23 protein-coding genes are annotated in these 20,040 nt (G+C 56.3%); 15 read left to right on the top strand and 8 right to left on the bottom strand.

Annotation, left to right across the window (positions count from 1 at the left end; genetic code table 11):
• Nucleotides 1-33: 33 nt before the first annotated feature.
• Together rnr and rlmB are read left to right on the top strand one after the other, a co-directional pair.
• Nucleotides 34-2,475 (top strand): ribonuclease R, encoded by a 2,442-nt coding sequence (gene rnr / locus ABLV08_RS19065; protein WP_348856158.1) that lies wholly within the window; start codon nt 34-36, stop codon nt 2,473-2,475.
• An 81-nt stretch (nt 2,476-2,556) separates the two neighbouring features.
• Entirely contained in the window at nt 2,557-3,288 is a 732-nt protein-coding gene (gene rlmB, locus ABLV08_RS19060) for a 23S rRNA (guanosine(2251)-2'-O)-methyltransferase RlmB (protein WP_015704174.1), read from the top strand.
• 20 nt (nt 3,289-3,308) lie between these two features.
• On the opposite strand, the gene ABLV08_RS19055 is transcribed toward rlmB, so the two are convergent.
• A complete protein-coding gene (locus tag ABLV08_RS19055; RefSeq protein ID WP_149271419.1) occupies nt 3,309-4,604 on the bottom strand; it encodes an MFS transporter in 1,296 nt (431 codons plus the stop codon).
• 179 nt (nt 4,605-4,783) lie between these two features.
• On the opposite strand from ABLV08_RS19055, the gene ABLV08_RS19050 reads away from it, so the two are divergent.
• Nucleotides 4,784-6,421 carry an isovaleryl-CoA dehydrogenase gene (locus tag ABLV08_RS19050; RefSeq protein ID WP_047464573.1) on the top strand — a complete coding sequence of 546 codons (1,638 nt, stop codon included), beginning with the start codon at nt 4,784-4,786 and terminating at the stop codon, nt 6,419-6,421.
• Here the strand turns inward: ABLV08_RS19050 and yjfN are convergent.
• On the bottom strand, nt 6,412-6,687 hold the full coding sequence (gene yjfN / locus ABLV08_RS19045) for a DUF1471 family protease activator YjfN (protein ID WP_020079815.1): 276 nt from the start codon (nt 6,685-6,687) through the stop codon (nt 6,412-6,414). The two genes, ABLV08_RS19050 and yjfN, sit on opposite strands and share 10 nt — an antisense overlap.
• A gap of 140 nt (nt 6,688-6,827) precedes the next feature.
• Nucleotides 6,828-7,136, bottom strand: coding sequence for a biofilm peroxide resistance protein BsmA (gene bsmA / locus ABLV08_RS19040; RefSeq protein WP_015368621.1), 309 nt, complete (start codon nt 7,134-7,136; stop codon nt 6,828-6,830).
• A gap of 209 nt (nt 7,137-7,345) precedes the next feature.
• On the opposite strand from bsmA, the gene yjfP reads away from it, so the two are divergent.
• Nucleotides 7,346-8,062: an esterase gene (gene yjfP / locus ABLV08_RS19035; protein WP_348856157.1), complete on the top strand. Its 717-nt coding sequence runs from the start codon at nt 7,346-7,348 to the stop codon at nt 8,060-8,062.
• Here the strand turns inward: yjfP and ulaR are convergent.
• Nucleotides 8,059-8,814, bottom strand: a complete 756-nt coding sequence (ulaR, locus tag ABLV08_RS19030) for an HTH-type transcriptional regulator UlaR (RefSeq protein ID WP_348856156.1) — start codon at nt 8,812-8,814, stop codon at nt 8,059-8,061. The genes yjfP and ulaR overlap by 4 nt on opposite strands.
• Nucleotides 8,815-8,917: 103 nt before the next feature.
• Nucleotides 8,918-9,982 (bottom strand): L-ascorbate 6-phosphate lactonase, encoded by a 1,065-nt coding sequence (gene ulaG / locus ABLV08_RS19025; RefSeq protein ID WP_015368618.1) that lies wholly within the window; start codon nt 9,980-9,982, stop codon nt 8,918-8,920.
• 364 nt (nt 9,983-10,346) lie between these two features.
• Here ulaG and ulaA point away from each other — a divergent pair, with 364 nt between their 5' ends.
• Genes ulaA through ABLV08_RS18995 form a run of 6 tightly spaced genes read left to right on the top strand, consistent with a single transcriptional unit; the run spans nt 10,347 to nt 14,761 of the window.
• Nucleotides 10,347-11,747: a PTS ascorbate transporter subunit IIC gene (ulaA, locus tag ABLV08_RS19020; RefSeq protein WP_015368616.1), complete on the top strand. Its 1,401-nt coding sequence runs from the start codon at nt 10,347-10,349 to the stop codon at nt 11,745-11,747.
• A gap of 12 nt (nt 11,748-11,759) precedes the next feature.
• Complete coding sequence (gene ulaB / locus ABLV08_RS19015) at nt 11,760-12,065, top strand: PTS ascorbate transporter subunit IIB (RefSeq protein WP_001577590.1); 306 nt, start codon at nt 11,760-11,762, stop codon at nt 12,063-12,065.
• A gap of 9 nt (nt 12,066-12,074) precedes the next feature.
• Complete coding sequence (gene ulaC / locus ABLV08_RS19010; protein ID WP_015368614.1) at nt 12,075-12,542, top strand: PTS ascorbate transporter subunit IIA; 468 nt, start codon at nt 12,075-12,077, stop codon at nt 12,540-12,542.
• Between the two features lie 15 nt (nt 12,543-12,557).
• Nucleotides 12,558-13,211 (top strand): 3-keto-L-gulonate-6-phosphate decarboxylase UlaD, encoded by a 654-nt coding sequence (ulaD, locus tag ABLV08_RS19005; protein WP_348856155.1) that lies wholly within the window; start codon nt 12,558-12,560, stop codon nt 13,209-13,211.
• Nucleotides 13,212-13,220: 9 nt separating this feature from the next.
• On the top strand, nt 13,221-14,075 hold the full coding sequence (locus ABLV08_RS19000) for an L-ribulose-5-phosphate 3-epimerase (RefSeq protein ID WP_042895261.1): 855 nt from the start codon (nt 13,221-13,223) through the stop codon (nt 14,073-14,075).
• On the top strand, nt 14,075-14,761 hold the full coding sequence (locus tag ABLV08_RS18995) for an L-ribulose-5-phosphate 4-epimerase (RefSeq protein WP_015704178.1): 687 nt from the start codon (nt 14,075-14,077) through the stop codon (nt 14,759-14,761). The genes ABLV08_RS19000 and ABLV08_RS18995 overlap by 1 nt, the downstream gene beginning before the upstream one ends.
• A 61-nt stretch (nt 14,762-14,822) precedes the next feature.
• Here the strand turns inward: ABLV08_RS18995 and ABLV08_RS18990 are convergent, their stop codons facing one another.
• Both ABLV08_RS18990 and ABLV08_RS18985 read right to left on the bottom strand, forming a co-directional pair.
• Complete coding sequence (locus tag ABLV08_RS18990; protein ID WP_032715476.1) at nt 14,823-16,016, bottom strand: MFS transporter; 1,194 nt, start codon at nt 16,014-16,016, stop codon at nt 14,823-14,825.
• Nucleotides 16,017-16,163: 147 nt separating this feature from the next.
• Nucleotides 16,164-16,439, bottom strand: coding sequence for a DUF1471 domain-containing protein (locus ABLV08_RS18985; protein ID WP_020079809.1), 276 nt, complete (start codon nt 16,437-16,439; stop codon nt 16,164-16,166).
• Nucleotides 16,440-16,778: 339 nt separating this feature from the next.
• Here ABLV08_RS18985 and rpsF point away from each other — a divergent pair, with 339 nt between their 5' ends.
• The 5 genes from rpsF to ABLV08_RS18960 all read left to right on the top strand — a co-directional run bounded on the left by rpsF (nt 16,779) and on the right by ABLV08_RS18960 (nt 19,298).
• Nucleotides 16,779-17,174: a 30S ribosomal protein S6 gene (gene rpsF, locus ABLV08_RS18980; protein WP_004098001.1), complete on the top strand. Its 396-nt coding sequence runs from the start codon at nt 16,779-16,781 to the stop codon at nt 17,172-17,174.
• A gap of 5 nt (nt 17,175-17,179) precedes the next feature.
• Nucleotides 17,180-17,494, top strand: coding sequence for a primosomal replication protein N (gene priB / locus ABLV08_RS18975; RefSeq protein ID WP_015704181.1), 315 nt, complete (start codon nt 17,180-17,182; stop codon nt 17,492-17,494).
• 4 nt (nt 17,495-17,498) lie between these two features.
• Complete coding sequence (gene rpsR, locus ABLV08_RS18970; protein ID WP_000135199.1) at nt 17,499-17,726, top strand: 30S ribosomal protein S18; 228 nt, start codon at nt 17,499-17,501, stop codon at nt 17,724-17,726.
• A gap of 41 nt (nt 17,727-17,767) precedes the next feature.
• Nucleotides 17,768-18,217 (top strand): 50S ribosomal protein L9, encoded by a 450-nt coding sequence (gene rplI, locus ABLV08_RS18965; RefSeq protein ID WP_015368607.1) that lies wholly within the window; start codon nt 17,768-17,770, stop codon nt 18,215-18,217.
• 145 nt (nt 18,218-18,362) lie between these two features.
• Nucleotides 18,363-19,298 carry a DMT family transporter gene (locus ABLV08_RS18960; protein ID WP_020079808.1) on the top strand — a complete coding sequence of 312 codons (936 nt, stop codon included), beginning with the start codon at nt 18,363-18,365 and terminating at the stop codon, nt 19,296-19,298.
• Between the two features lie 32 nt (nt 19,299-19,330).
• Here ABLV08_RS18960 and ABLV08_RS18955 read toward each other — a convergent pair whose 3' ends face one another.
• Nucleotides 19,331-20,002, bottom strand: coding sequence for a LysM-like peptidoglycan-binding domain-containing protein (locus ABLV08_RS18955; protein ID WP_015368604.1), 672 nt, complete (start codon nt 20,000-20,002; stop codon nt 19,331-19,333).
• Nucleotides 20,003-20,040: the final 38 nt, after the last annotated feature.

Here is a 20,040-nt window from a genome sequence, read left to right as displayed (position 1 = left end):
ACTTTCATCGGAGATGACAACGGAGGAACCGATATGTCACAAGATCCATTCCAGGAACGCGAAGCTGAGAAGTACGCGAATCCAATCCCGAGCCGGGAATTTATCCTCGAACATTTAACCAAACGCGAAAAACCGGCCAGCCGTGATGAGCTGGCGATTGAGTTAAATATCGAGGGCGAAGAACAAACCGAAGCGCTACGTCGTCGCCTGCGTGCAATGGAACGCGATGGCCAGTTGGTGTTTACTCGCCGTCAGTGCTATGCGCTGCCGGAACGTCTCGATTTAGTCAAAGGCGTCGTTATTGGCCACCGCGACGGCTACGGCTTTTTACGCGTCGAAGGGCGTAAAGACGACCTGTATCTTTCATCTGAGCAGATGAAAATGTGTATCCATGGCGATCAGGTGCTGGCCCAGCCGTTGGGCGCCGATCGTAAGGGGCGTCGCGAAGCGCGCATCGTTCGCGTGCTGGTGCCGAAAACCAGCCAGATCGTCGGCCGTTATTTCACCGATGCCGGTGTAGGCTTCGTGGTGCCGGATGACAGCCGTCTTAGCTTCGATATCCTGATCCCGCCTGAAGAGATCATGGGCGCGCGTATGGGCTACGTGGTGGTGGTCGAGCTGACCCAGCGTCCAACCCGCCGTACCAAAGCGGTCGGCAAAATAGTTGAAGTGCTGGGCGACAACATGGGCACCGGCATGGCCGTTGATATGGCGCTGCGTACCCATGAGATCCCTTACGTCTGGCCGCCGGCGGTGGAAAAACAGGTCTCCGGCCTCAAAGAGCAAGTGCCAGAAGAGGCGAAAGCCGGGCGCGTCGATTTGCGCTCTCTGCCGCTGGTCACTATTGACGGCGAAGATGCCCGCGACTTCGATGACGCGGTGTATTGCGAGAAAAAACGCGGTGGCGGCTGGCGACTGTGGGTGGCTATCGCCGACGTGAGCTACTACGTGCGCCCCGGTACGCCGCTGGACGGCGAAGCGCGCAGCCGCGGGACGTCAGTCTACTTCCCTTCGCAGGTCGTACCGATGCTGCCAGAGGTGCTGTCCAACGGCCTGTGTTCGCTGAACCCACAGGTCGATCGCCTGTGTATGGTCTGCGAAATGACGATCTCGTCAAAAGGCCGCCTGACCGGCTTTAAATTCTATGAAGCGGTGATGAGCTCTCACGCCCGCCTGACCTATACCAAGGTGTGGCATATGCTGCAGGGCGATCAGGAGCTACGCGAGCACTATGCGCCGCTGGTGAAGCATATTGAAGAGCTGCATAACCTCTATAAGGTGCTGGATGGCGCCCGTGAAGAGCGCGGCGGTATCTCATTTGAAAGTGAAGAAGCTAAATTCATCTTCAACGCCGAGCGTCGTATCGAGCGTATTGAACAGACTCAGCGTAACGATGCGCACAAGCTGATTGAAGAGTGCATGATCCTGGCGAACATCTCCGCGGCGCGTTTCGTTGAGAAAGCGCAGGAGCCGGCGCTGTTCCGTATTCACGATAAGCCAAGCACCGAAGCGATTACCGCCTTCCGTACCGTGCTGGCGGAACTGGGGCTGGAACTACCGGGCGGCAACAAGCCGGAGCCGCGCGATTACGCCGAGCTGTTGACTTCCATCGCCGATCGCCCGGATGCGGAAATGCTGCAGACGATGCTGCTGCGTTCTATGAAGCAGGCGGTCTACGATCCGGAAAACCGCGGCCACTTCGGCCTGGCGCTGCAGTCATACGCCCACTTCACCTCGCCGATCCGTCGTTATCCTGACCTGTCGCTGCATCGCGCTATTAAGTATTTACTGGCGAAAGAGCAGGGACATAAAGGCAATAGCACCGAGACCGGCGGCTGGCACTACAGCATGGAAGAGATGCTGCAGCTGGGCGAGCACTGCTCGATGACCGAGCGCCGCGCCGATGAAGCAACGCGTGAAGTGTCAGACTGGCTGAAGTGCGACTTCATGCAGGATCAGGTGGGCAACACCTTCTCCGGCGTGATCGCCAGCGTCACCGGCTTTGGCTTCTTCGTCCGCCTGAACGATCTGTTTATCGATGGTCTGGTACATGTCTCCTCGCTGGATAATGACTACTATCGCTTCGACCAGGTCGGGCAGCGGCTGATCGGCGAGTCCGGCGGCCAGACTTACCGCCTGGGCGACCGCGTGGAAGTGCGCGTCGAAGCGGTCAATATGGATGAGCGTAAGATTGATTTCAGCCTGATTTCCAGTGAACGCGGCCCGCGTAATGTCGGCAAAACCGCACGCGAAAAAGCGAAGAAGGGCGCGCCGGGTAAAAACAGCGGCGGCCGTCGTCGCCAGGTTGGCAAGCAGGTAAACTTCGAGCCGGATAGCGCCTTCCGCAAGGAAAAAGAGAAAGCTAAAGCCAAACCGAAAGGCGAGAAGAAAGCGAAAAAGCCATCGGCGAAAACGCAAAAAATCGCCGCGGCAACCAAAGCCAAGCGCGTGGCAAAAAAGAAGAACGCCGAGTAATTGACGTCCCTTCACCCTGAAGCCTGCTGGCGCAGAACGGGGTGAAGGGAACGGATAACAGAACCTAAAACGAGTACATCAATGAGTGAAATGATTTACGGCATCCATGCGGTGCAGGCACTGCTGGAACGCGCACCTGAGCGTTTTCAGGAAGTTTTTATTCTGAAAGGCCGTGAGGATAAGCGTCTGCTGCCGCTGATTCATGCCCTTGAAGCGCAGGGCGTGGTGATTCAGGTTGCCAGCCGCCAGTTTCTCGATGAGAAAAGCGAAGGCGCGGTGCACCAGGGCATTATTGCTCGCGTGAAGCCGGGACGTCAGTATCAGGAAAACGATCTGCCGGATCTGCTGGCGCAGTTCGATCAACCGTTCCTGCTGATCCTCGACGGCGTCACCGATCCGCACAACCTCGGCGCCTGCCTGCGTAGCGCCGACGCCGCCGGCGTGCATGCGGTGATCGTGCCGCGCGATCGTTCCGCTCAGCTCAACGCTACGGCGAAGAAAGTCGCCTGCGGCGCGGCGGAAAGCGTGCCGCTGATCCGCGTCACTAACCTGGCGCGGACCATGCGTCTGCTGCAGGAAGAAAACGTGTGGATCGTTGGTACCGCCGGCGAAGCCGACCATACGCTGTTCCAGAGCAAAATGACCGGCCCGATGGCGCTGGTGATGGGCGCGGAAGGCGAAGGTATGCGTCGCCTGACCCGCGAACATTGTGATGAACTGATCAGTATCCCGATGGCAGGTAGCGTCTCTTCGCTGAACGTCTCCGTCGCCACCGGTATTTGCCTGTTTGAAGCGGTGCGCCAGCGCAGCTAAGCCGCCGCGGGCGCGGTAGGTTAGTCGTCCAGCGCCCGCAGATGATCGTTCTTATTGAGCGTCATCAGCGCGGCAATACTGACGACGGCCGTCGCCATCACGTAGTACGCCGGAATATCCAGATTACCGGTCTGTTTAATCAGGCCGGTAATAATCAACCCGGCACAGCCGGAGAAGACAGCATTCGAAAGCGAATAGGCTAAACCCAGCCCGGTATAACGCACTCTGGTTGGGAACATCTCCGCCAGCATCGCCGGCCCAGGCCCGGCCAGAATCCCCACCAGGCCACCCGCAATCAGCACCACGATACCTTTCACCAGCAGCGTACTGCTTTCCGCCTGCAATATTTTCAGCAGCGGTAGCGCCAGTACCAGCAGCAATACCGCAGCCGCGACCATCACCCGCCGACGTCCCCACTTATCGCTGAGCATCCCGGCAGGCAAGATGGTGATGGCGAAGCCAATATTGGAGATCACCGCAATCAGCAGTGCCTGATTAAAACCGGTGTGCAGCGCGGACTGAAGGTATGAGGGCATGATCACCAGGTAGGTATAACCCGCCGCCGACCATACCATCAGCCGGCCAATGCCGGTGAGAATCGCTTTGAGCGTCTGGCGCAAACTGGCGCGGGTTTCCGCGGGCGGTTTAGCCTGCTGCTGGCGTAAAAAGCCCGGCGTCTCTTCCATTTTAACGCGTAGCCACAGCGCGACGATGCCCATCGGTATGGCGAGAAAGAAGGGGATGCGCCAGCCCCAGTCATGCAGCGATTCGGGGCTAAGCGCGGCGGAAATCAGCGCGACCACGCCTGCGCCTGCCAGCAGCCCCAGCGCGACGGTAAAAGATTGCCATGCGCCATACAGCCCACGCTTACCTTTAGGGGCGAACTCGGTCATCAGCGATACCGCACCTCCGTACTCGCCGCCGGCAAACAATCCCTGAAGAATACGTAATCCGGTCAGAATGAGCGGTGCGGCAATACCGATGCTGGCGTAAACCGGTACCAGTCCGATAGCCGTGGTGGCGAGCGTCATCAGTACCAACACGATAATCAGCGTCGGCTTGCGGCCGATGCGGTCGCCGAGACGGCCAAAAACGATGGCGCCCAGCGGGCGAAAGAAGAACGCTATCGCGAAAGAGGCGTAAGTCAGAATCAGCCCGGTCAGCGGCGCTTCTCCAGTCATTTGGAAAAAATTTTTCGCAATTACGGTCGCCAGAAAGCCATAGACCGCGAACTCGTACCATTCAATAAAGTTACCGATAGAACCGGCGATCAGCGCGCGTTTTTGCGCTGCCGATGTTGTGCTGGCGGTGTGCATAGGAAGCCCCGACTGATACAAAACAGTAACGAATGAATAAATTATTCCATACATTTTTAATGAGAAAATTTTAAATTCTTATGCCTGTGATGGGCTTCACGAAGGCGGAGCGGTTTTTTTGTGGCCGTCTATGCGGGCGACCATACTTACTGTCAGAGCCATTGACGGAGGGAGACATCATGCACTGGCAAACGCATACCGTATTCAATCAACCGACGCCGTTGTGTAACAGTAATCTGTTTTTGTCCGATACCGCGCTTTGTGAGGCAGTGACGCGTGAAGGCGCTGGCTGGGATAGCGATCTGCTCGCCAGCATCGGCCAGCAGTTAGGCACGGCGGAATCGCTGGAGTTGGGGCGTCTGGCCAATAGTAATCCGCCGGAACTGCTACGCTACGACGCCACCGGCGCCCGATTGGATGACGTGCGGTTTCACCCCGCCTGGCATTTGCTAATGCAGGGACTGTGCGCCAACCGGGTGCATAATCTTGCCTGGCAGGAGGATGCCCGCGCGGGTTCATTTGTTGCCCGTACTGCCCGCTTTATGCTGCATGCCCAGGTGGAGGCGGGAACGTTATGCCCGATAACCATGACCTTCGCCGCAACGCCGCTGCTACAGCGCGCGCTGCCCACCGTCTTTAGCGACTGGCTGCCGCCCTTGCTCAGCGACCGCTATGACCCGCATCTGGCGCCCGGCGATCAGAAGCGTGGGTTGCTGATTGGTATGGGAATGACCGAAAAACAGGGCGGTTCCGATGTGCTCAGTAATACCACCCGGGCGGAAAAAACGGCGGAAGGATTCTATCGGCTGGTGGGGCATAAATGGTTCTTCTCGGTGCCGCAGAGCGACGCGCATCTGGTGCTGGCTCAGGCGTCGGGTGGGCTCTCCTGTTTCTTTGTGCCGCGCTTTTTACCCGATGGCCAACGCAATGGCGTGCGTCTTGAGAGGCTGAAAGATAAATTAGGCAACCGCTCTAACGCCAGTAGCGAAGCCGAATTCTTTGACGCCTGCGGGTGGCTGATAGGCGAAGAAGGCGACGGCGTGCGGCAAATTCTCAAGATGGGCGCGCTGACCCGCTTCGACTGCGCCGCCGGCAGCCATGCCCTGATGCGCCGCGCTTACTCGGTGGCGCTGTATCATGCGCTGCAGCGTCAGGCGTTCGGCAAGAATCTGGCCGATCAGCCGATGATGCGTCAGGTGCTGGGCCAGATGGCGCTGCGTCTTGAAGGACAAACCGCTTTTCTGTTCCGTTTGGCTCGCGCCTGGGATCGGCGCGACGATGCGCATGAAGTGCTATGGGCCCGGTTATTTACCCCAGCCGCCAAATTTGCTATCTGTCGCGCCGGTATACCGTTTGTCGCCGAGGCGATGGAAGCGCTGGGCGGTATCGGTTATTGCGAAGAGAGCGAGCTCCCACGTTTATACCGTGAGATGCCGGTGAATAGTATCTGGGAAGGCTCCGGCAATATTATGTGTCTCGACGTGATGCGGGTGCTTGGCAAGCAGCCGGCGGCGCTAGAAATGCTGGCGGCGGAGTGTGCGGAAGTCAAAGGGCAAAATCGCCATTACGATCGCGCGTGGCGACAGCTTCAGCAACTTTTACGGCGGCCGGTTGAGGCGCAGGGACGAGAAATAGCGCGTCTGGTGTATTGCCTGGGGGCGGGTGCGCAGATGCTGCGCTTTGCGTCGCCGCCGCTGGCCCAGGCATGGTGCCGAATGATGCTGGATACGCGAGGAAGTGTCCGCCTGGACGCTCAACTGCTTGACGATGCGCTGCTGCGAGCAATGGGGCGCGGACGACAGCCGTCTCAGGCGTAGAGAATGGCCTGCACCCGCCAGCTATCCGGCTGCGGCTCTTCATACATCTGAACGATACGATACCAGGAAGCGCCCTGCTCATCGGCTTTTACGGCAATGGCGTGCTCGACATCCTGCTGACTGCCGGAGATATTATTGACGGAAATCAGACCAATTTCGTTCAGGCCGGTGACGCAATCCGCACTGGCGAATTCGGCTGACTGAGCGGAAGTATTGGCCGTCGCGGTGGTCAGCAACAGGCTGGGTAAGGTCAGTGATCGTTTCATCGTCAGCTCCATTTCACGTAATCCCGAGGGCAGTCCGTTTGCTAACGTTCTGCCAAAAAGGCTGGCCGAACGTTATTATGCGCAGGAGAACGTGAATGGACGCAAAGCAGTGTAAAGCTGATTAAAAGCGCATCACGCTGCTATTTATGATACAGAATCGCTTGCGAATACCACTGGCCGGGAACCATGGTGTCATCGATCATGACGATGACGTAGTAATCCGCTTTTGCGGCTTCTGCTTTGGCTTTCAACGCGGTCTCGACATCCATCGGCGAACCGTACATTAGCACGCTGACGGTACCTATCTTTTGCAGGCCCTCAGTCTGATTGCGACGAATCTCCTGCGGATGATCGCTTGCCGGCGGCGGTGCCTCCGGCGTACCCTGCAGGACGCTACATCCGCTTAAGGCGAGAGCCAGTAACCACGGTGTAAACCTACGCATGACCATATCTCGTTTCCTGATAGTGATAGTGTAGTGGTAGCCTGAACATCATTTCTGGGGAATGTTCCCGAATTGTTATCTATCGCGCGATTTTCGAATGAAAATGTTATGAAAGCGTAACCGAGCTCTCAACATTATAATTCACGGCAAAAGCAGAATTTTGGTGGTTGCTTTTTGCGCATTGCGTGATGCCACTATAAAGAAGGAGACGATAAATGATAACACTCGAAATGCGCAATCTGGCGGGCGGTGAAGTGATTCACGCCTGTCCGGCTGGGATGGCGGAGAAACCGCTGCCGGTTATCGTCTTCTATCACGGTTTTACCTCTTCCAAACTGGTCTACAGCTACTTTGCCGTCGCGCTGGCCGAAGCCGGCTTCCGGGTGATTATGCCGGATGCCGCCGAACATGGCGCGCGTTTTCACGGCGATGATGCCGGGCGAATGCTGCGCTTTTGGCCGATCCTGCGACAAAACTTTGTTGAGTTTGCCGCACTGCGGGAAGCGATTATCGCTGAGGGGTGGCTGGAAGACGAGCGGCTGGCGGTGGCCGGCGCATCAATGGGCGGCATGACCGCGCTCGGCATCATGACTCATCATCCTGAACTTAAATGCGTGGCCTGCCTGATGGGCTCGGGCTATTTCAGCACCCTCGCACAGACGCTGTTTCCGTCGCCCGGATTCGATACGGCAAGCCTGGCGGAGTGGGACGTGACTCATCAACTGGCGGCGCTGGCCGACAAGCCGCTGCTGCTGTGGCACGGTGATGCCGATGATGTGGTTCCACCTGGTGACACTTTCCGTCTGCAGCAGGCGTTAACGCAGAGCGGCCAGGCAACTAACCTGACCTGCCACTGGCAAAAGGGCGTGCGTCACCGCATCACCCCGGAAGCGCTGCACGCGACTACCGCCTTTTTTCTACAGCACCTTTAAACGCGGATAACCTGCACGCCCTGATCCTCAAGCTGCTTGAGGATCGTTTCATCGGCCTGCTTACCGGTGATAACCAGGTCGATTTGGCTGGCCTGGCTGAACAGCATCCCGGCGCGTTCGCCGACTTTGCTGCTATCGACCAGTACCGCCAGTTTGCCAACGACGTTAAGCATTTTCTGCTCGGCCATCGCAGTCAACATATCCGTTTTGTACAATCCCTCGGCGGTTAACCCTTTGCCGCTGGTGAACATCCAGTGCCCGGCATACAGGCTGTTTTCGCTACCCTGCGGGCTGAGGGTGATGAAGTGGCTGTGGTTATATTGCCCCCCCATAATGATCACGCTGTCATGCTCCTGATCAATCAGATAGTTGGCCAGCGGCAGGTAGTTGGTGATGATCTGCACCGGTTTGCCGCATAGTTCGCGGCCGAGCAGGAAGGCGGTGGAGCCGCAGTTGATAACAATGCTTTCGCCCGGCGACACCAGCTGCGAGGCGGCGCGGGCAATCCGCACTTTCTCATCATGATTTTGCGCCTGATGAATGTTCATTGGCGACCATCGCGGGCGCTGTTCGCTGATGGCTTCCGCGCCATTACGGACTTTCTTCAGCTTACCGTTTTCATCCAGCTTATTAATATCGCGTCTTGCCGTCGCCGGAGAGATGCCGAGACGGGAAATTACCTGTTCAACGGTAACGAATCCCATTTGCGCCAGCAAATCCAGTAAAATTTGATGTCTTTGCGCTTCAGTCATGAGCGAATCCGATTAAAAGTGACAAGCAAAGATGATATTTGAAATCAACGCTAAATACTAATGCGGAAAGGGAATTCCGGCGGGCGCGACCGCCGGAATACGGTTACAAGAAGGATTTGAACGGCAGGTCCGGCTCAATGGTAAAGCAGTCGTCGAACCCGCGTGGGTAGTGGTACTCGAAATTGTCTTTATCCAGCGGCCAGGTAAATTTACCGCCGACCTGCCAGATAAACGGCTTGAAGCCGTATTTCAGACGATCTTTTTTCATCTCCCACAGTACGCGGATCTCTTGCGGGTCGGCCTGGAAGTTGGACCAGATATCGTGATGGAACGGGATAACCACTTTGGTATTCAGCGATTCCGCCATGCGCAGGATATCGGCGCTGGTCATTTTGTCGGTGATGCCGCGCGGGTTTTCCCCGTAGGAACCGAGGGCGACGTCAATCTGATGCTCGTTGCCGTGCTTCGCGTAGTAGTTGGAATAATGGGAGTCGCCGCTGTGGTACAGGTTGCCGCCCGGCGTTTTGAACAGATAGTTGACCGCGCGTTGGTCCATGCCGTCCGGCAGCACGCCGGCGGCTTTTTGATCGGCTGGCAGGGTAATGAGGGCCGTACGATCGAATGCGTCGAGCGCGTGGATCTCAATATCTTTGATCTTCACCACATCGCCCGGTTTCATGACGATGCAGCGTTCTGCCGGCACGCCCCAGCCAATCCACAGGTCAACGCAGGTTTTCGGCCCGATAAACGGCACATCGGCGGCGCAGTTTTGCATCACCGCGGCGGCGACGTTAACGTCGATATGATCGTTGTGATCGTGCGTCGCCAGCACAGCGTCAATTTGACGGATGGCGAAAGGATCGAGCACGAATGGCGTAGTGCGCAGGTTCGGCTGCAGTTTTTTCACCCCGGCCATGCGCTGCATCTGGTGGCCGGTTTTCATCAGCGGATTACCGTGGCTCTGCTTACCGGTGCCGCACCAGAAATCGACGCAAATATTAGCGCCGCCTTCCGATTTAAGCCAAATACCGGTGCATCCCAGCCACCACATGGCAAAGGTGCCCGGCGCAACCTGCTCTTGTTCGATCTCTTCATTCAGCCAGCTGCCCCATTCCGGGAAAGTGCTCAAAATCCAGGATTCACGGGTGATGGTTTGCACTTTACTCATCTATCTCTTCCTCTTTTATTTCAAAAGTAATCAATCGGTGATTTGTTTTGATTGATGTTGTCACTGTTTTTTCAGGAATGCAATCGGCTATTTTCGATAAAAAGCGCTGATATCGTTGCGCTAACGCGCTGATAAGCCCTGAGTTTAATATCATGGATGTATGTATATTGTTGATATTAGTGGTTTGTTTGGTTGTGATATGACGTAATGGAAAATACACGTATAAAAAATGTGATTATTTGCGTGATGCGTCACATTTAATCAAATTCAATCTTGTTGTGATTGTTTTTGATTATTAGAGTGAGGGCGACGACAACTGCTGAGCGTCATGCGCGTTCAAAGCCTTCCTCTTCTGGAGTGTGTTATGGAGATCCTCTACAACATCTTTACCGTCTTCTTTAATCAGGTAATGACTAATGCCCCGCTGCTGCTGGGTATCGTGACCTGCCTTGGCTATATCTTGTTGCGTAAAAGCGTCAGCGTGATTATCAAAGGCACGATCAAAACCATCATTGGTTTCATGCTGTTACAAGCCGGCTCTGGCATTCTTACCAGCACCTTTAAGCCGGTGGTGGCGAAAATGTCAGAGGTTTATGGCATCAATGGCGCGATTTCCGACACCTACGCCTCAATGATGGCGACCATCGACCGGATGGGTGAAGCCTATAGCTGGGTGGGGTATGCGGTGCTGTTGGCCCTGGCGCTAAACATCTGTTACGTCCTGCTGCGCCGCATTACCGGCATTCGCACCATTATGCTGACTGGCCATATCATGTTTCAGCAGGCGGGGCTGATTGCGGTCTCTTTCTTCATTTTCGGCTACTCCATGTGGACGACCATTATCTGTACCGCGGTACTGGTCTCCCTGTACTGGGGGATCACTTCCAACATGATGTTCAAGCCGACTCAACTGGTTACCGACGGTTGCGGCTTCTCTATCGGGCACCAACAGCAGTTTGCCTCGTGGATTGCCTATAAAGTGGCGCCGTATCTGGGGAAAAAAGAGGAGAGCGTCGAAGACCTCAAACTGCCCGGTTGGCTCAATATCTTCCACGACAACATCGTCTCTACCGCGATTGTGATGACCATTTTCTTTGGCGCCATTCTGCTCTCCTTTGGCATCGACGTTGTACAGGCGATGGCGGGCAAAACCCACTGGACGGTCTATATCCTGCAGACCGGTTTCTCCTTCGCCGTGGCCATTTTCATCATTACCCAAGGCGTGCGTATGTTCGTCGCCGAGCTGTCCGAAGCCTTTAATGGCATCTCTCAGCGCCTGATCCCCGGCGCCGTGCTGGCGATCGACTGCGCCGCTATCTATAGCTTCGCGCCGAATGCCGTGGTCTGGGGCTTTATGTGGGGCACCATCGGCCAACTGATTGCCGTGGGTATTCTCGTCGGCGTTGGTTCCTCCATCCTGATCATCCCGGGCTTTATCCCAATGTTCTTCTCTAACGCGACGATTGGCGTCTTTGCTAACCACTTCGGCGGCTGGCGCGCGGCGCTCAAAATCTGTCTGGTGATGGGCATGATTGAAATCTTCGGCTGCGTGTGGGCGGTGAAGTTGACCGGAATGAGCGCCTGGATGGGCATGGCGGATTGGTCAATCCTGGCGCCGCCGATGATGCAGGGCTTCGCCTCGATAGGGCTGGCGTTTATGGCCGTCATTATTCTGATTTCACTGGCTTATATGTTCTTCGCCGGCCGCGCGCTGCGCGCCGAGGAAGACGCGGAAAAACAACTGGCAGAAGCCTCTGCTCAATAAGGAGTTCTGATTATGACCGTACGTATTCTGGCTGTGTGTGGCAACGGGCAAGGTAGTTCCATGATCATGAAAATGAAGGTGGACCAGTTCCTGACGCAATCAAACATCGACCACACGGTGAACAGCTGCGCGGTAGGTGAGTATAAAAGCGAACTAAACGGCGCGGATATCATTATTGCCTCGACCCACATCGCCGGCGAAATCACCGTCACTGGCAATAAATATGTGGTTGGCGTGCGCAATATGCTGTCGCCTGCGGATTTCGGCCCAAAACTGCTTGAAGTGATCAAAGCCCACTTCCCGCAGGATGTGAAATAAGGAGCCGCCATGAAACTTCATGATTCTCTGGCGCAGAACCACTCCATACGCCTGCAGGCGGAGGCGGAAAGCTGGCAGGAGGCGGTGAAAATCGGCGTCGATCTGCTGGTGGCCGCCGACGTAGTGGAACCGCGTTACTACCAGGCGATCCTCGATGGCGTCGCTCAGCATGGCCCCTATTTTGTTATCGCGCCGGGGCTGGCGATGCCGCACGGCCGTCCGGAAGAGGGGGTTAAGAAAACCGGCTTTGCGCTGGTGACGCTCAAAAAACCGCTAATTTTCAATCACGAAGATAACGACCCGGTCGACATTCTGATCACCATGGCGGCAGTTGACGCCACCACCCACCAGGAGGTGGGCATCATGCAGATCGTTAACCTGTTTGATGACGAAGCCAATTTCGACCGTTTACGCGCCTGCCGCACCGAGCAGGAAGTGCTGGATTTAATTGAAAACGCCACTGCGGCGGCTGTTTAAGAGGGAGTTGATACGATGTCTCAGTTACCAATGTTGCAGGTTGCGCTGGATAACCAAACCCTGTCTCACGCCTATGAGACCACCCGGCTGATCGCCGAAGAGGTGGATATCATTGAAGTCGGCACTATTCTCTGCGTCGGTGAAGGGGTGCGCGCGGTGCGCGATCTGAAAGCGCTGTATCCGCATAAAATCGTGCTGGCGGATGCCAAAATCGCCGATGCCGGTAAAATCCTGTCGCGGATGTGCTTTGAAGCCAACGCTGACTGGGTGACCGTGATCTGCTGCGCCGATATCAACACCGCCAAAGGGGCGCTGGATGTCGCCAAAGAGTTCAATGGCGACGTACAAATTGAACTGACCGGCTTCTGGACCTGGGAGCAGGCGCAGGCGTGGCGTGATGCGGGTATTCAGCAGGTGGTCTATCACCGCAGCCGCGACGCGCAGGCCGCGGGCGTGGCGTGGAGCGAGGCGGATATCAGCGCGATTAAGCGCCTTTCCGATATGGGCTTCAAAGTCACCGTGACCGGCGGACTGGCGCTGGAAGACCTGCCGCTGTTCGCCGGTATCCCTATTCACGTCTTTATTGCCGGGCGCAGCATCCGCGATGCCACCTCGCCGGTGGAAGCGGCTCGCCAGTTTAAACGCTCTATCGCCCAGCTGTGGGGTTAAGGAGCGGTTATGTTGTCGAAACAAATTCCGCTCGGTATCTATGAAAAAGCGCTCCCCGCCGGGGAGTGTTGGCTGGAACGGTTACAGCTGGCGAAAGCGCTGGGTTTTGATTTTGTTGAAATGTCGCTTGATGAAACCGATGCCCGTCTCGCCCGGCTGGACTGGAGCCAGGAGCAGCGCCTCGCGCTGGTCAAGGCGGTAGCCGAAACCGGCGTCCGGGTACCATCGATGTGCCTTAGCGCCCATCGTCGTTTTCCGCTCGGCAGCGAAGATGACGCGGTGCGCAAGCAGGGGCTGGACATCATGCGTAAAGCCATTCAGCTGGCGCAGGATGTGGGGATTCGGGTGATCCAGCTGGCGGGCTACGATGTTTATTACCAGCAGGCAAATGATGAAACGCGCCGCCGTTTTCGTGAAGGCCTGAAAGAGAGCGTCGAGATGGCCAGCCGGGCCCAGGTCACGCTGGCGATGGAAATCATGGACTATCCGCTGATGAACTCAATCAGTAAGGCGCTGGGTTATGCCCACTACCTGAATAATCCATGGTTCCAGCTTTATCCGGATATTGGCAATCTGTCGGCGTGGGATAACGACGTACAGATGGAATTGCAGGCCGGCATGGGGCATATCGTGGCGGTACATGTCAAAGATACGAAGCCCGGCGTCTTTAAAAACGTGCCGTTTGGTGAAGGGGTCGTCGATTTTGAACGTTGCTTCGAAACGCTCAAGCAGACAGGCTACTGCGGTCCGTATCTGATTGAGATGTGGAGCGAAACCACCGATGACCCGGCGGCGGAAGTCGCGAAAGCCCGTGACTGGGTGAAAGCGCGGATGGCCCGCGCGGGCCTGACGGAGGCGGCATAATGCAGCAGCTTAAACAGCAGGTATTTGCAGCTAATATGGATCTGCCGCGCTACGGGCTGGTGACCTTTACCTGGGGCAACGTCAGCGCAATCGACCGGCAACGTGGGCTGGTGGTGATTAAGCCCAGCGGCGTAGCCTACGAATCAATGACCGTCGATGATATGGTGGTGGTCGATTTGCAGGGCAACGTGGTGGAAGGGCGCTGGCGTCCCTCTTCTGATACCGCTACCCACCTTGCGTTATACCGCCGTTATTCCGGCCTTGGCGGGGTGGTGCATACCCACTCGACGCACGCTACCGCCTGGGCGCAGGCGGGGCTGGCAATCCCGGCGCTCGGCACCACCCACGCGGACTACTTCTTCGGTGATATCCCCTGCACCCGGGCGCTCAGCGCACAGGAGGTGGAAGAGGCCTATGAGCTGAACACCGGGAAGGTGATTATCGAAACGCTGGGCGAGGCCAACCCGTTACATACGCCGGGAATTGTGGTGTATCAGCACGGACCCTTCTCCTGGGGGAAAGATGCCCACGAGGCGGTGCACAATGCGGTGGTGATGGAAGAAGTGGCGCGAATGGCGTGGATCGCCCGCGGCATTAATCCGCAGCTACAGCCCATCGACAGCTGGCTAATGGAGAAACATTTTCTGCGTAAACACGGGCCTGACGCCTACTACGGGCAGAAGTAAGCTACGCGCTCCGGGGCTTTCACCTCAGGGTGAAGCAACTGGTCTGGCCCCGGAGCCGTTTTTAACCCTGACGATAGGCCGATGGCATACAGCGCATGCCGATGAGCGTCAGCAGACAGATAACCGCGCCGGCGTAAAACGTCGATGCGGCGCCGAAGCTTTCCCAGAGTATCCCCGCGCCGGTACTGGCCAGCAGCAGCGCCAGCCCGCTCATCAGGTTGAACATGCCGAATGCCGTACCGCGTAGTTCCGGCGGCGCGGTATGCGCAACCATGGCCGCCAGTAGGCCTTGAGTCATCCCCATGTGAATCCCCCACAGCGCGACGCCGATCAGCAGCGTGCTCCAGTGGCCGCTGAGCGCCAGCACGATATCGGCGAGGATCAGCACCAGCAGCCCCCATTGCAGCAGTTTACTGTGGCTCATGCTGTCAGAGAGCTTACCGAACGGGTAAGCCGTGAGGCTGTAGACCAGGTTCATCGCGACCATGACCAGCGGAATAGTAAACAGCGGGATCTCCATCTGCTGGGCGCGCAGCACCAAAAAAGCTTCGCTGAAGCGGGCGAGGGTGAAAATACTGCCGATCGCCACCACCCACCAGTAGGCGGCAGAGAGCTTTTTCAGGTTTTCGCGCTTCAGCGGATTGCTACGTTTGTGCGCGATGGCGGATTTCGGCTCCTGCAGGCCAAAGCCCAGTAGAGCAATGGATAGTACGGCGGGAATGACCGCCACCCAGAAGATAGCGTGAAAATCGTTGGCCCAGATGAACATCAGCAGCACCGCCAGCAGCGGGCCGAGAAAGGCGCCGACGGTATCCAGCGCCTGGCGTAACCCGTAGGCAGCGCCACGGATCTCCGGCGGAGTTACGTCGGCGACCAGCGCATCGCGCGGCGCTCCGCGGATACCTTTTCCGACGCGGTCGATCATGCGGGCGCTAAATACCACCCCGGCGCTCGGCGCGATGGCAAACAGCGGTTTACTCAGCGCCCCCAGCCCGTAGCCAAGCAGCGCCAGCCCTTTGCGTTTGCCAACGTAGTCGCTAATGACGCCGGAGAAGACTTTGAGAATTAAGGCGGTGGCTTCGGCTAGCCCTTCGATAAGACCGATAATAATGACGCTGGCGCCGAGCGTGGTGGCCATAAACAGCGGGAGCAGGCTGTGGATCATCTCGGATGAGACATCCATTAGCAGGCTGACGCCGCCGAGCACCCAAACTCCTTTCGGGATGCGACCTAACGTCGCGAAACGCGGGACCATCAATCACTCCTGATTAACAAACGGTGAATTGATGATTAAATCAGGTTGCGATGACGCTGGTAAGTCAGTTTGGAAAATAATTCTCAATTGCGTTTACATCGGCTATCGCTTCGCCCCTCGTGAGGAGAGGCGAAGCATCGACCTGGGTTAGCGGTAAATAGCGGCGCTGGCATGAATAAGGCCATTGCTCTGCGGTTCGTGAATCAGGATTGGCTGGAAGTACTTCGCTCCCAGGGCATCGCTTTCCTGGTTCAGGGCCTGGTCGGCCTCTTGCTCGCTAGCCATATTATGGTTGATATAAATTACGCCCAGACTCTGCACATCGTCCATGTTGCGAGCCTGACGCCCATCGATTTTGATGGCTGCCAGCGCGTTGGCGCTAAGGAGTAGCGCAGCCATAACGGCGATGATAATGCTTTTCATAGAACGCTCCTTACTGACAGTACGGGTAAAACGCTGGACTCCTCTTGCTGGTGTCTGGCCATTGATTAAATTGTAATCGCTGGCGCGTCGCCTGATAGCGACCTTTTCTGATGCAGTTGTTCAAAAAAATGCCGCGTTCGTTATTGGTTAATTTTAAATCACCCACTTAGCCCAGCTTGGCGCTTAGTGCGAATTATTTGTGCAAATGCGCTTGTGTTCCTGGGGGGGCGCAATTAGAATGACGCGTCAATTTTTCAGCCGCCCTTTAACACGTTCCTTGCCTCCATGGGCCGCGGCTGACCCAGACAGGAGGCTGAATAATCCGTAAGGAGCAATTCGATGCGTCATTACGAAATCGTTTTTATGGTCCATCCTGACCAGAGCGAACAGGTTCCGGGCATGATCGAACGTTACACTGGTGCAATCACTGCAGCAGAAGGTACGATCCACCGTCTGGAAGACTGGGGCCGCCGTCAGCTGGCTTATCCGATCAACAAACTGCACAAAGCTCACTACGTTCTGCTGAACGTTGAAGCGCCGCAGGAAGCGATCGATGAGCTGGAAACTAACTTCCGCTTCAACGACGCCGTTATCCGCAGCATGGTAATGCGTACTAAGCACGCTGTTACCGAAGCATCTCCGATGGTTAAAGCGAAAGACGAGCGCCGTGAGCGTCGTGAAGATTTCGCTAACGAAACCGCAGATGATTCTGAAGCTGGGGATTCTGAAGAGTAATCCTGATGACCAACCGTCTGGTGTTGTCCGGCACCGTGTGCAGGATGCCCCTTCGAAAGGTCAGCCCGTCAGGAATTCCTCATTGCCAGTTCGTGCTTGAGCATCGTTCTGTGCAGGAGGAAGCCGGTTTTCACCGGCAGGCGTGGTGCCAAATGCCCGTTATTATTAGCGGACACGAGAACCAGGCCATTACTCACAGTATAACGGTCGGTAGCGCAGTCACCGTTCAAGGGTTCATTAGTTGCCATAAGGCAAAGAACGGCTTGAGTAAAATGGTTCTGCATGCCGAGCAGATTGAATTGATAGATTCTGGAGACTAGCCATATGGCACGTTATTTCCGTCGTCGCAAGTTCTGCCGTTTCACCGCGGAAGGCGTTCAAGAGATCGACTATAAAGATATCGCTACGCTGAAAAACTACATCACCGAAAGCGGTAAGATTGTCCCAAGCCGTATCACCGGTACCCGTGCAAAATATCAGCGTCAGCTGGCTCGCGCTATCAAACGCGCACGCTACCTGTCCCTGCTGCCGTACACTGATCGTCATCAGTAATCGGTCACGGTCCATTAATACGACTTTGAGAGGATAAGGTAATGCAAGTTATTCTGCTTGATAAAGTAGCAAACCTGGGTAGCCTGGGTGATCAGGTAAACGTTAAAGCGGGCTATGCTCGTAACTTCCTGGTACCACAGGGTAAAGCTGTTCCAGCTACCAAGAAAAACGTTGAGTTCTTCGAAGCGCGCCGCGCTGAACTGGAAGCCAAACTGGCTGACGTTCTGGCCGCTGCTAACGCACGTGCTGAAGCAATCAACGCACTGGGCACCGTTACCATCGCGTCCAAATCTGGCGACGAAGGTAAACTGTTCGGTTCCATCGGTACTCGCGACATCGCTGACGCTGTTTCTGCAGCTGGCGTTGCCGTTGCGAAGAGCGAAGTTCGCCTGCCGAACGGCGTTCTGCGCACCACCGGTGAGCACGAAGTAGACTTCCAGGTTCACAGCGAAGTCTTCGCTAAACTGGTTGTTAACGTTGTAGCTGAGTAATTTTTTACTCAACTCACGTCGATGCGCCGGCCTTGTGCCGGCGTTTTGCTTTTTAGCGCCAGCCTGATTTTTATCTGGTATGGTAGCTATTCTCTCCACTTTCTGGATGATAAAATAAAACACGATTTTATTTCCGGTAAAGTTAATGGACGCTTCCTTTCCGACCCCCTCGATTTTTGCCAATAAAAAAGTAGCTTATGTCTGCGCGACCCTATGCTGTCTGCTGTGGGGCAGTTCTTATCCGGCGATTAAAAACGGCTATGAGCTTCTGCACATCGCCACCGATGATGTTCCCTCAAAAATTGTTTTTGCCGGATATCGCTTCCTGTTTGCGGGCTTATTGTTGCTGCTGTTTGCGCTCGCGCAGCGCAAACCCATCGCCCGGCTCAATGGCCGCCAGTGCGGGCAGCTGGCGATGCTGGGGCTGACGCAGACCGCTATCCAGTACGCCTTCTTCTACGTTGGCCTGGCATTCACCACCGGAGTGAAGGGATCGATTATGAATGCCACCGGGACGTTCTTCAGCGTTCTGCTGGCGCATTTTATCTACCAGAATGACCGGCTCAGCTATAACAAAACTATCGGCTGTGTGCTGGGCTTCGTCGGCGTGATGTTGGTGAACTTCAACACCTCATTGGGCGATTTTAATTTTGTCTGGCAGGGGGATGGATTTGTCGTGCTGGCGGCGTTCATCCTCTCGGCGGCGACGCTCTACGGCAAACGCATCTCGCAAACCGTCGACCCAACGGTGATGACCGGCTGGCAACTGGCCTTCGGCGGCCTGGTGCTGGTGGCGGGCGGGTATTTGACCGGCGGGGAGCTACGGATGCACAGCCTGACCGCAGCGATGATCCTTGGCTATTTAACTCTGCTGTCGTCGATAGCTTTCGCACTATGGAGCGTGCTGCTCAAGCACAACCGCGTCAGTATGATTGCGCCGTTTAACTTTGTTATCCCGGTGGCCGGGACGGTGCTGTCGGCGATCTTTCTTGGCGAGAATATTTTTGAGTGGAAGTACGCGATCGCACTGGTGTTGGTATGCGTAGGGATCCGCTGGGTGAACAAAAACCAGGCGCGTTAGGCCGGGTGTTCGACCCGACCTAAGCGAAGTGTTTATCGCGCGCGCACGAAGCTGCCGTTCGACTGGCGGGTGAACAGCACCTGCTGGCCGTTGCCGGTATCGATAGTAAGGCCGGTGACGACGCCGTTGGCGTTCTGGCGAATTTGCACCGTTTGTCCACTTTGCAAGGTGCTTAATGGTTTGCCGGCGCCTTCGACCTGCGCCATGGCATAGACGTCAGTGGCTGGCAGACCGTGGTCGCGGAACAGCTGCGCCAGCGTTTTGCCGGATTCAATCCGGTAGGTGCGCCACTGCTGTTCGATGCCCGGAGCAGACTGCTGCTGCGCCGGTTGTTGATACGGCTGAGAAGAGGAAGCGGTTTGCGTCTGGTCTGGCTGTTCATCCTGAATGGCTTCAGGCGCCACAGGCGCAACCTGGTCGGCATCGCTGACCGTCGGCGTATTGGTAATTGGCGGAAGCGGCACAGCCTGATTGCCCGAACCTTGCGGCTGAGACTGGGACTGCAGATCGAGATTAGCTTCGCGGCTGGCCTGGGTCGGCGTGCTGTTATCGCCGGAGGGGAGCAGGAAACCAATAATGACCAGCAGGAAGCCGGCGATGATGCCGCGGCGATGCATGGGCGGTAGCGGATCCATGAGACGAAGTTGATCCGGGGCGTGCCAGATCTTCGCCAGGGTAGATGTCAGTTCAAAGCGCCCGGGCATGGCTTTCCTCCTGCTCCGCATATTTTTATCCTGCTTAT

This window comes from Klebsiella sp. CN_Kp088 (assembly GCF_040064335.1).
Classification (GTDB): domain Bacteria; phylum Pseudomonadota; class Gammaproteobacteria; order Enterobacterales; family Enterobacteriaceae; genus Klebsiella; species Klebsiella aerogenes.
Note: the sequence above shows the minus strand (reverse complement) of the source record. Positions and strands in the feature narration are given on the sequence as shown.

Bases quoted from the DNA above. Each gene is read 5' to 3' on its own strand.
- rnr (WP_348856158.1), top strand. From the start codon at position 34: ATGTCACAAGATCCATTCCAGGAACGCGAAGCTGAGAAGTACGCGAAT.
- rlmB (WP_015704174.1), top strand. From the start codon at position 2,557: ATGAGTGAAATGATTTACGGCATCCATGCGGTGCAGGCACTGCTGGAA.
- ABLV08_RS19055 (WP_149271419.1), bottom strand. From the start codon at position 4,604: ATGCACACCGCCAGCACAACATCGGCAGCGCAAAAACGCGCGCTGATC.
- ABLV08_RS19050 (WP_047464573.1), top strand. From the start codon at position 4,784: ATGCACTGGCAAACGCATACCGTATTCAATCAACCGACGCCGTTGTGT.
- yjfN (WP_020079815.1), bottom strand. From the start codon at position 6,687: ATGAAACGATCACTGACCTTACCCAGCCTGTTGCTGACCACCGCGACG.
- bsmA (WP_015368621.1), bottom strand. From the start codon at position 7,136: ATGGTCATGCGTAGGTTTACACCGTGGTTACTGGCTCTCGCCTTAAGC.
- yjfP (WP_348856157.1), top strand. From the start codon at position 7,346: ATGATAACACTCGAAATGCGCAATCTGGCGGGCGGTGAAGTGATTCAC.
- ulaR (WP_348856156.1), bottom strand. From the start codon at position 8,814: ATGACTGAAGCGCAAAGACATCAAATTTTACTGGATTTGCTGGCGCAA.
- ulaG (WP_015368618.1), bottom strand. From the start codon at position 9,982: ATGAGTAAAGTGCAAACCATCACCCGTGAATCCTGGATTTTGAGCACT.
- ulaA (WP_015368616.1), top strand. From the start codon at position 10,347: ATGGAGATCCTCTACAACATCTTTACCGTCTTCTTTAATCAGGTAATG.
- ulaB (WP_001577590.1), top strand. From the start codon at position 11,760: ATGACCGTACGTATTCTGGCTGTGTGTGGCAACGGGCAAGGTAGTTCC.
- ulaC (WP_015368614.1), top strand. From the start codon at position 12,075: ATGAAACTTCATGATTCTCTGGCGCAGAACCACTCCATACGCCTGCAG.
- ulaD (WP_348856155.1), top strand. From the start codon at position 12,558: ATGTCTCAGTTACCAATGTTGCAGGTTGCGCTGGATAACCAAACCCTG.
- ABLV08_RS19000 (WP_042895261.1), top strand. From the start codon at position 13,221: ATGTTGTCGAAACAAATTCCGCTCGGTATCTATGAAAAAGCGCTCCCC.
- ABLV08_RS18995 (WP_015704178.1), top strand. From the start codon at position 14,075: ATGCAGCAGCTTAAACAGCAGGTATTTGCAGCTAATATGGATCTGCCG.
- ABLV08_RS18990 (WP_032715476.1), bottom strand. From the start codon at position 16,016: ATGGTCCCGCGTTTCGCGACGTTAGGTCGCATCCCGAAAGGAGTTTGG.
- ABLV08_RS18985 (WP_020079809.1), bottom strand. From the start codon at position 16,439: ATGAAAAGCATTATCATCGCCGTTATGGCTGCGCTACTCCTTAGCGCC.
- rpsF (WP_004098001.1), top strand. From the start codon at position 16,779: ATGCGTCATTACGAAATCGTTTTTATGGTCCATCCTGACCAGAGCGAA.
- priB (WP_015704181.1), top strand. From the start codon at position 17,180: ATGACCAACCGTCTGGTGTTGTCCGGCACCGTGTGCAGGATGCCCCTT.
- rpsR (WP_000135199.1), top strand. From the start codon at position 17,499: ATGGCACGTTATTTCCGTCGTCGCAAGTTCTGCCGTTTCACCGCGGAA.
- rplI (WP_015368607.1), top strand. From the start codon at position 17,768: ATGCAAGTTATTCTGCTTGATAAAGTAGCAAACCTGGGTAGCCTGGGT.
- ABLV08_RS18960 (WP_020079808.1), top strand. From the start codon at position 18,363: ATGGACGCTTCCTTTCCGACCCCCTCGATTTTTGCCAATAAAAAAGTA.
- ABLV08_RS18955 (WP_015368604.1), bottom strand. From the start codon at position 20,002: ATGCCCGGGCGCTTTGAACTGACATCTACCCTGGCGAAGATCTGGCAC.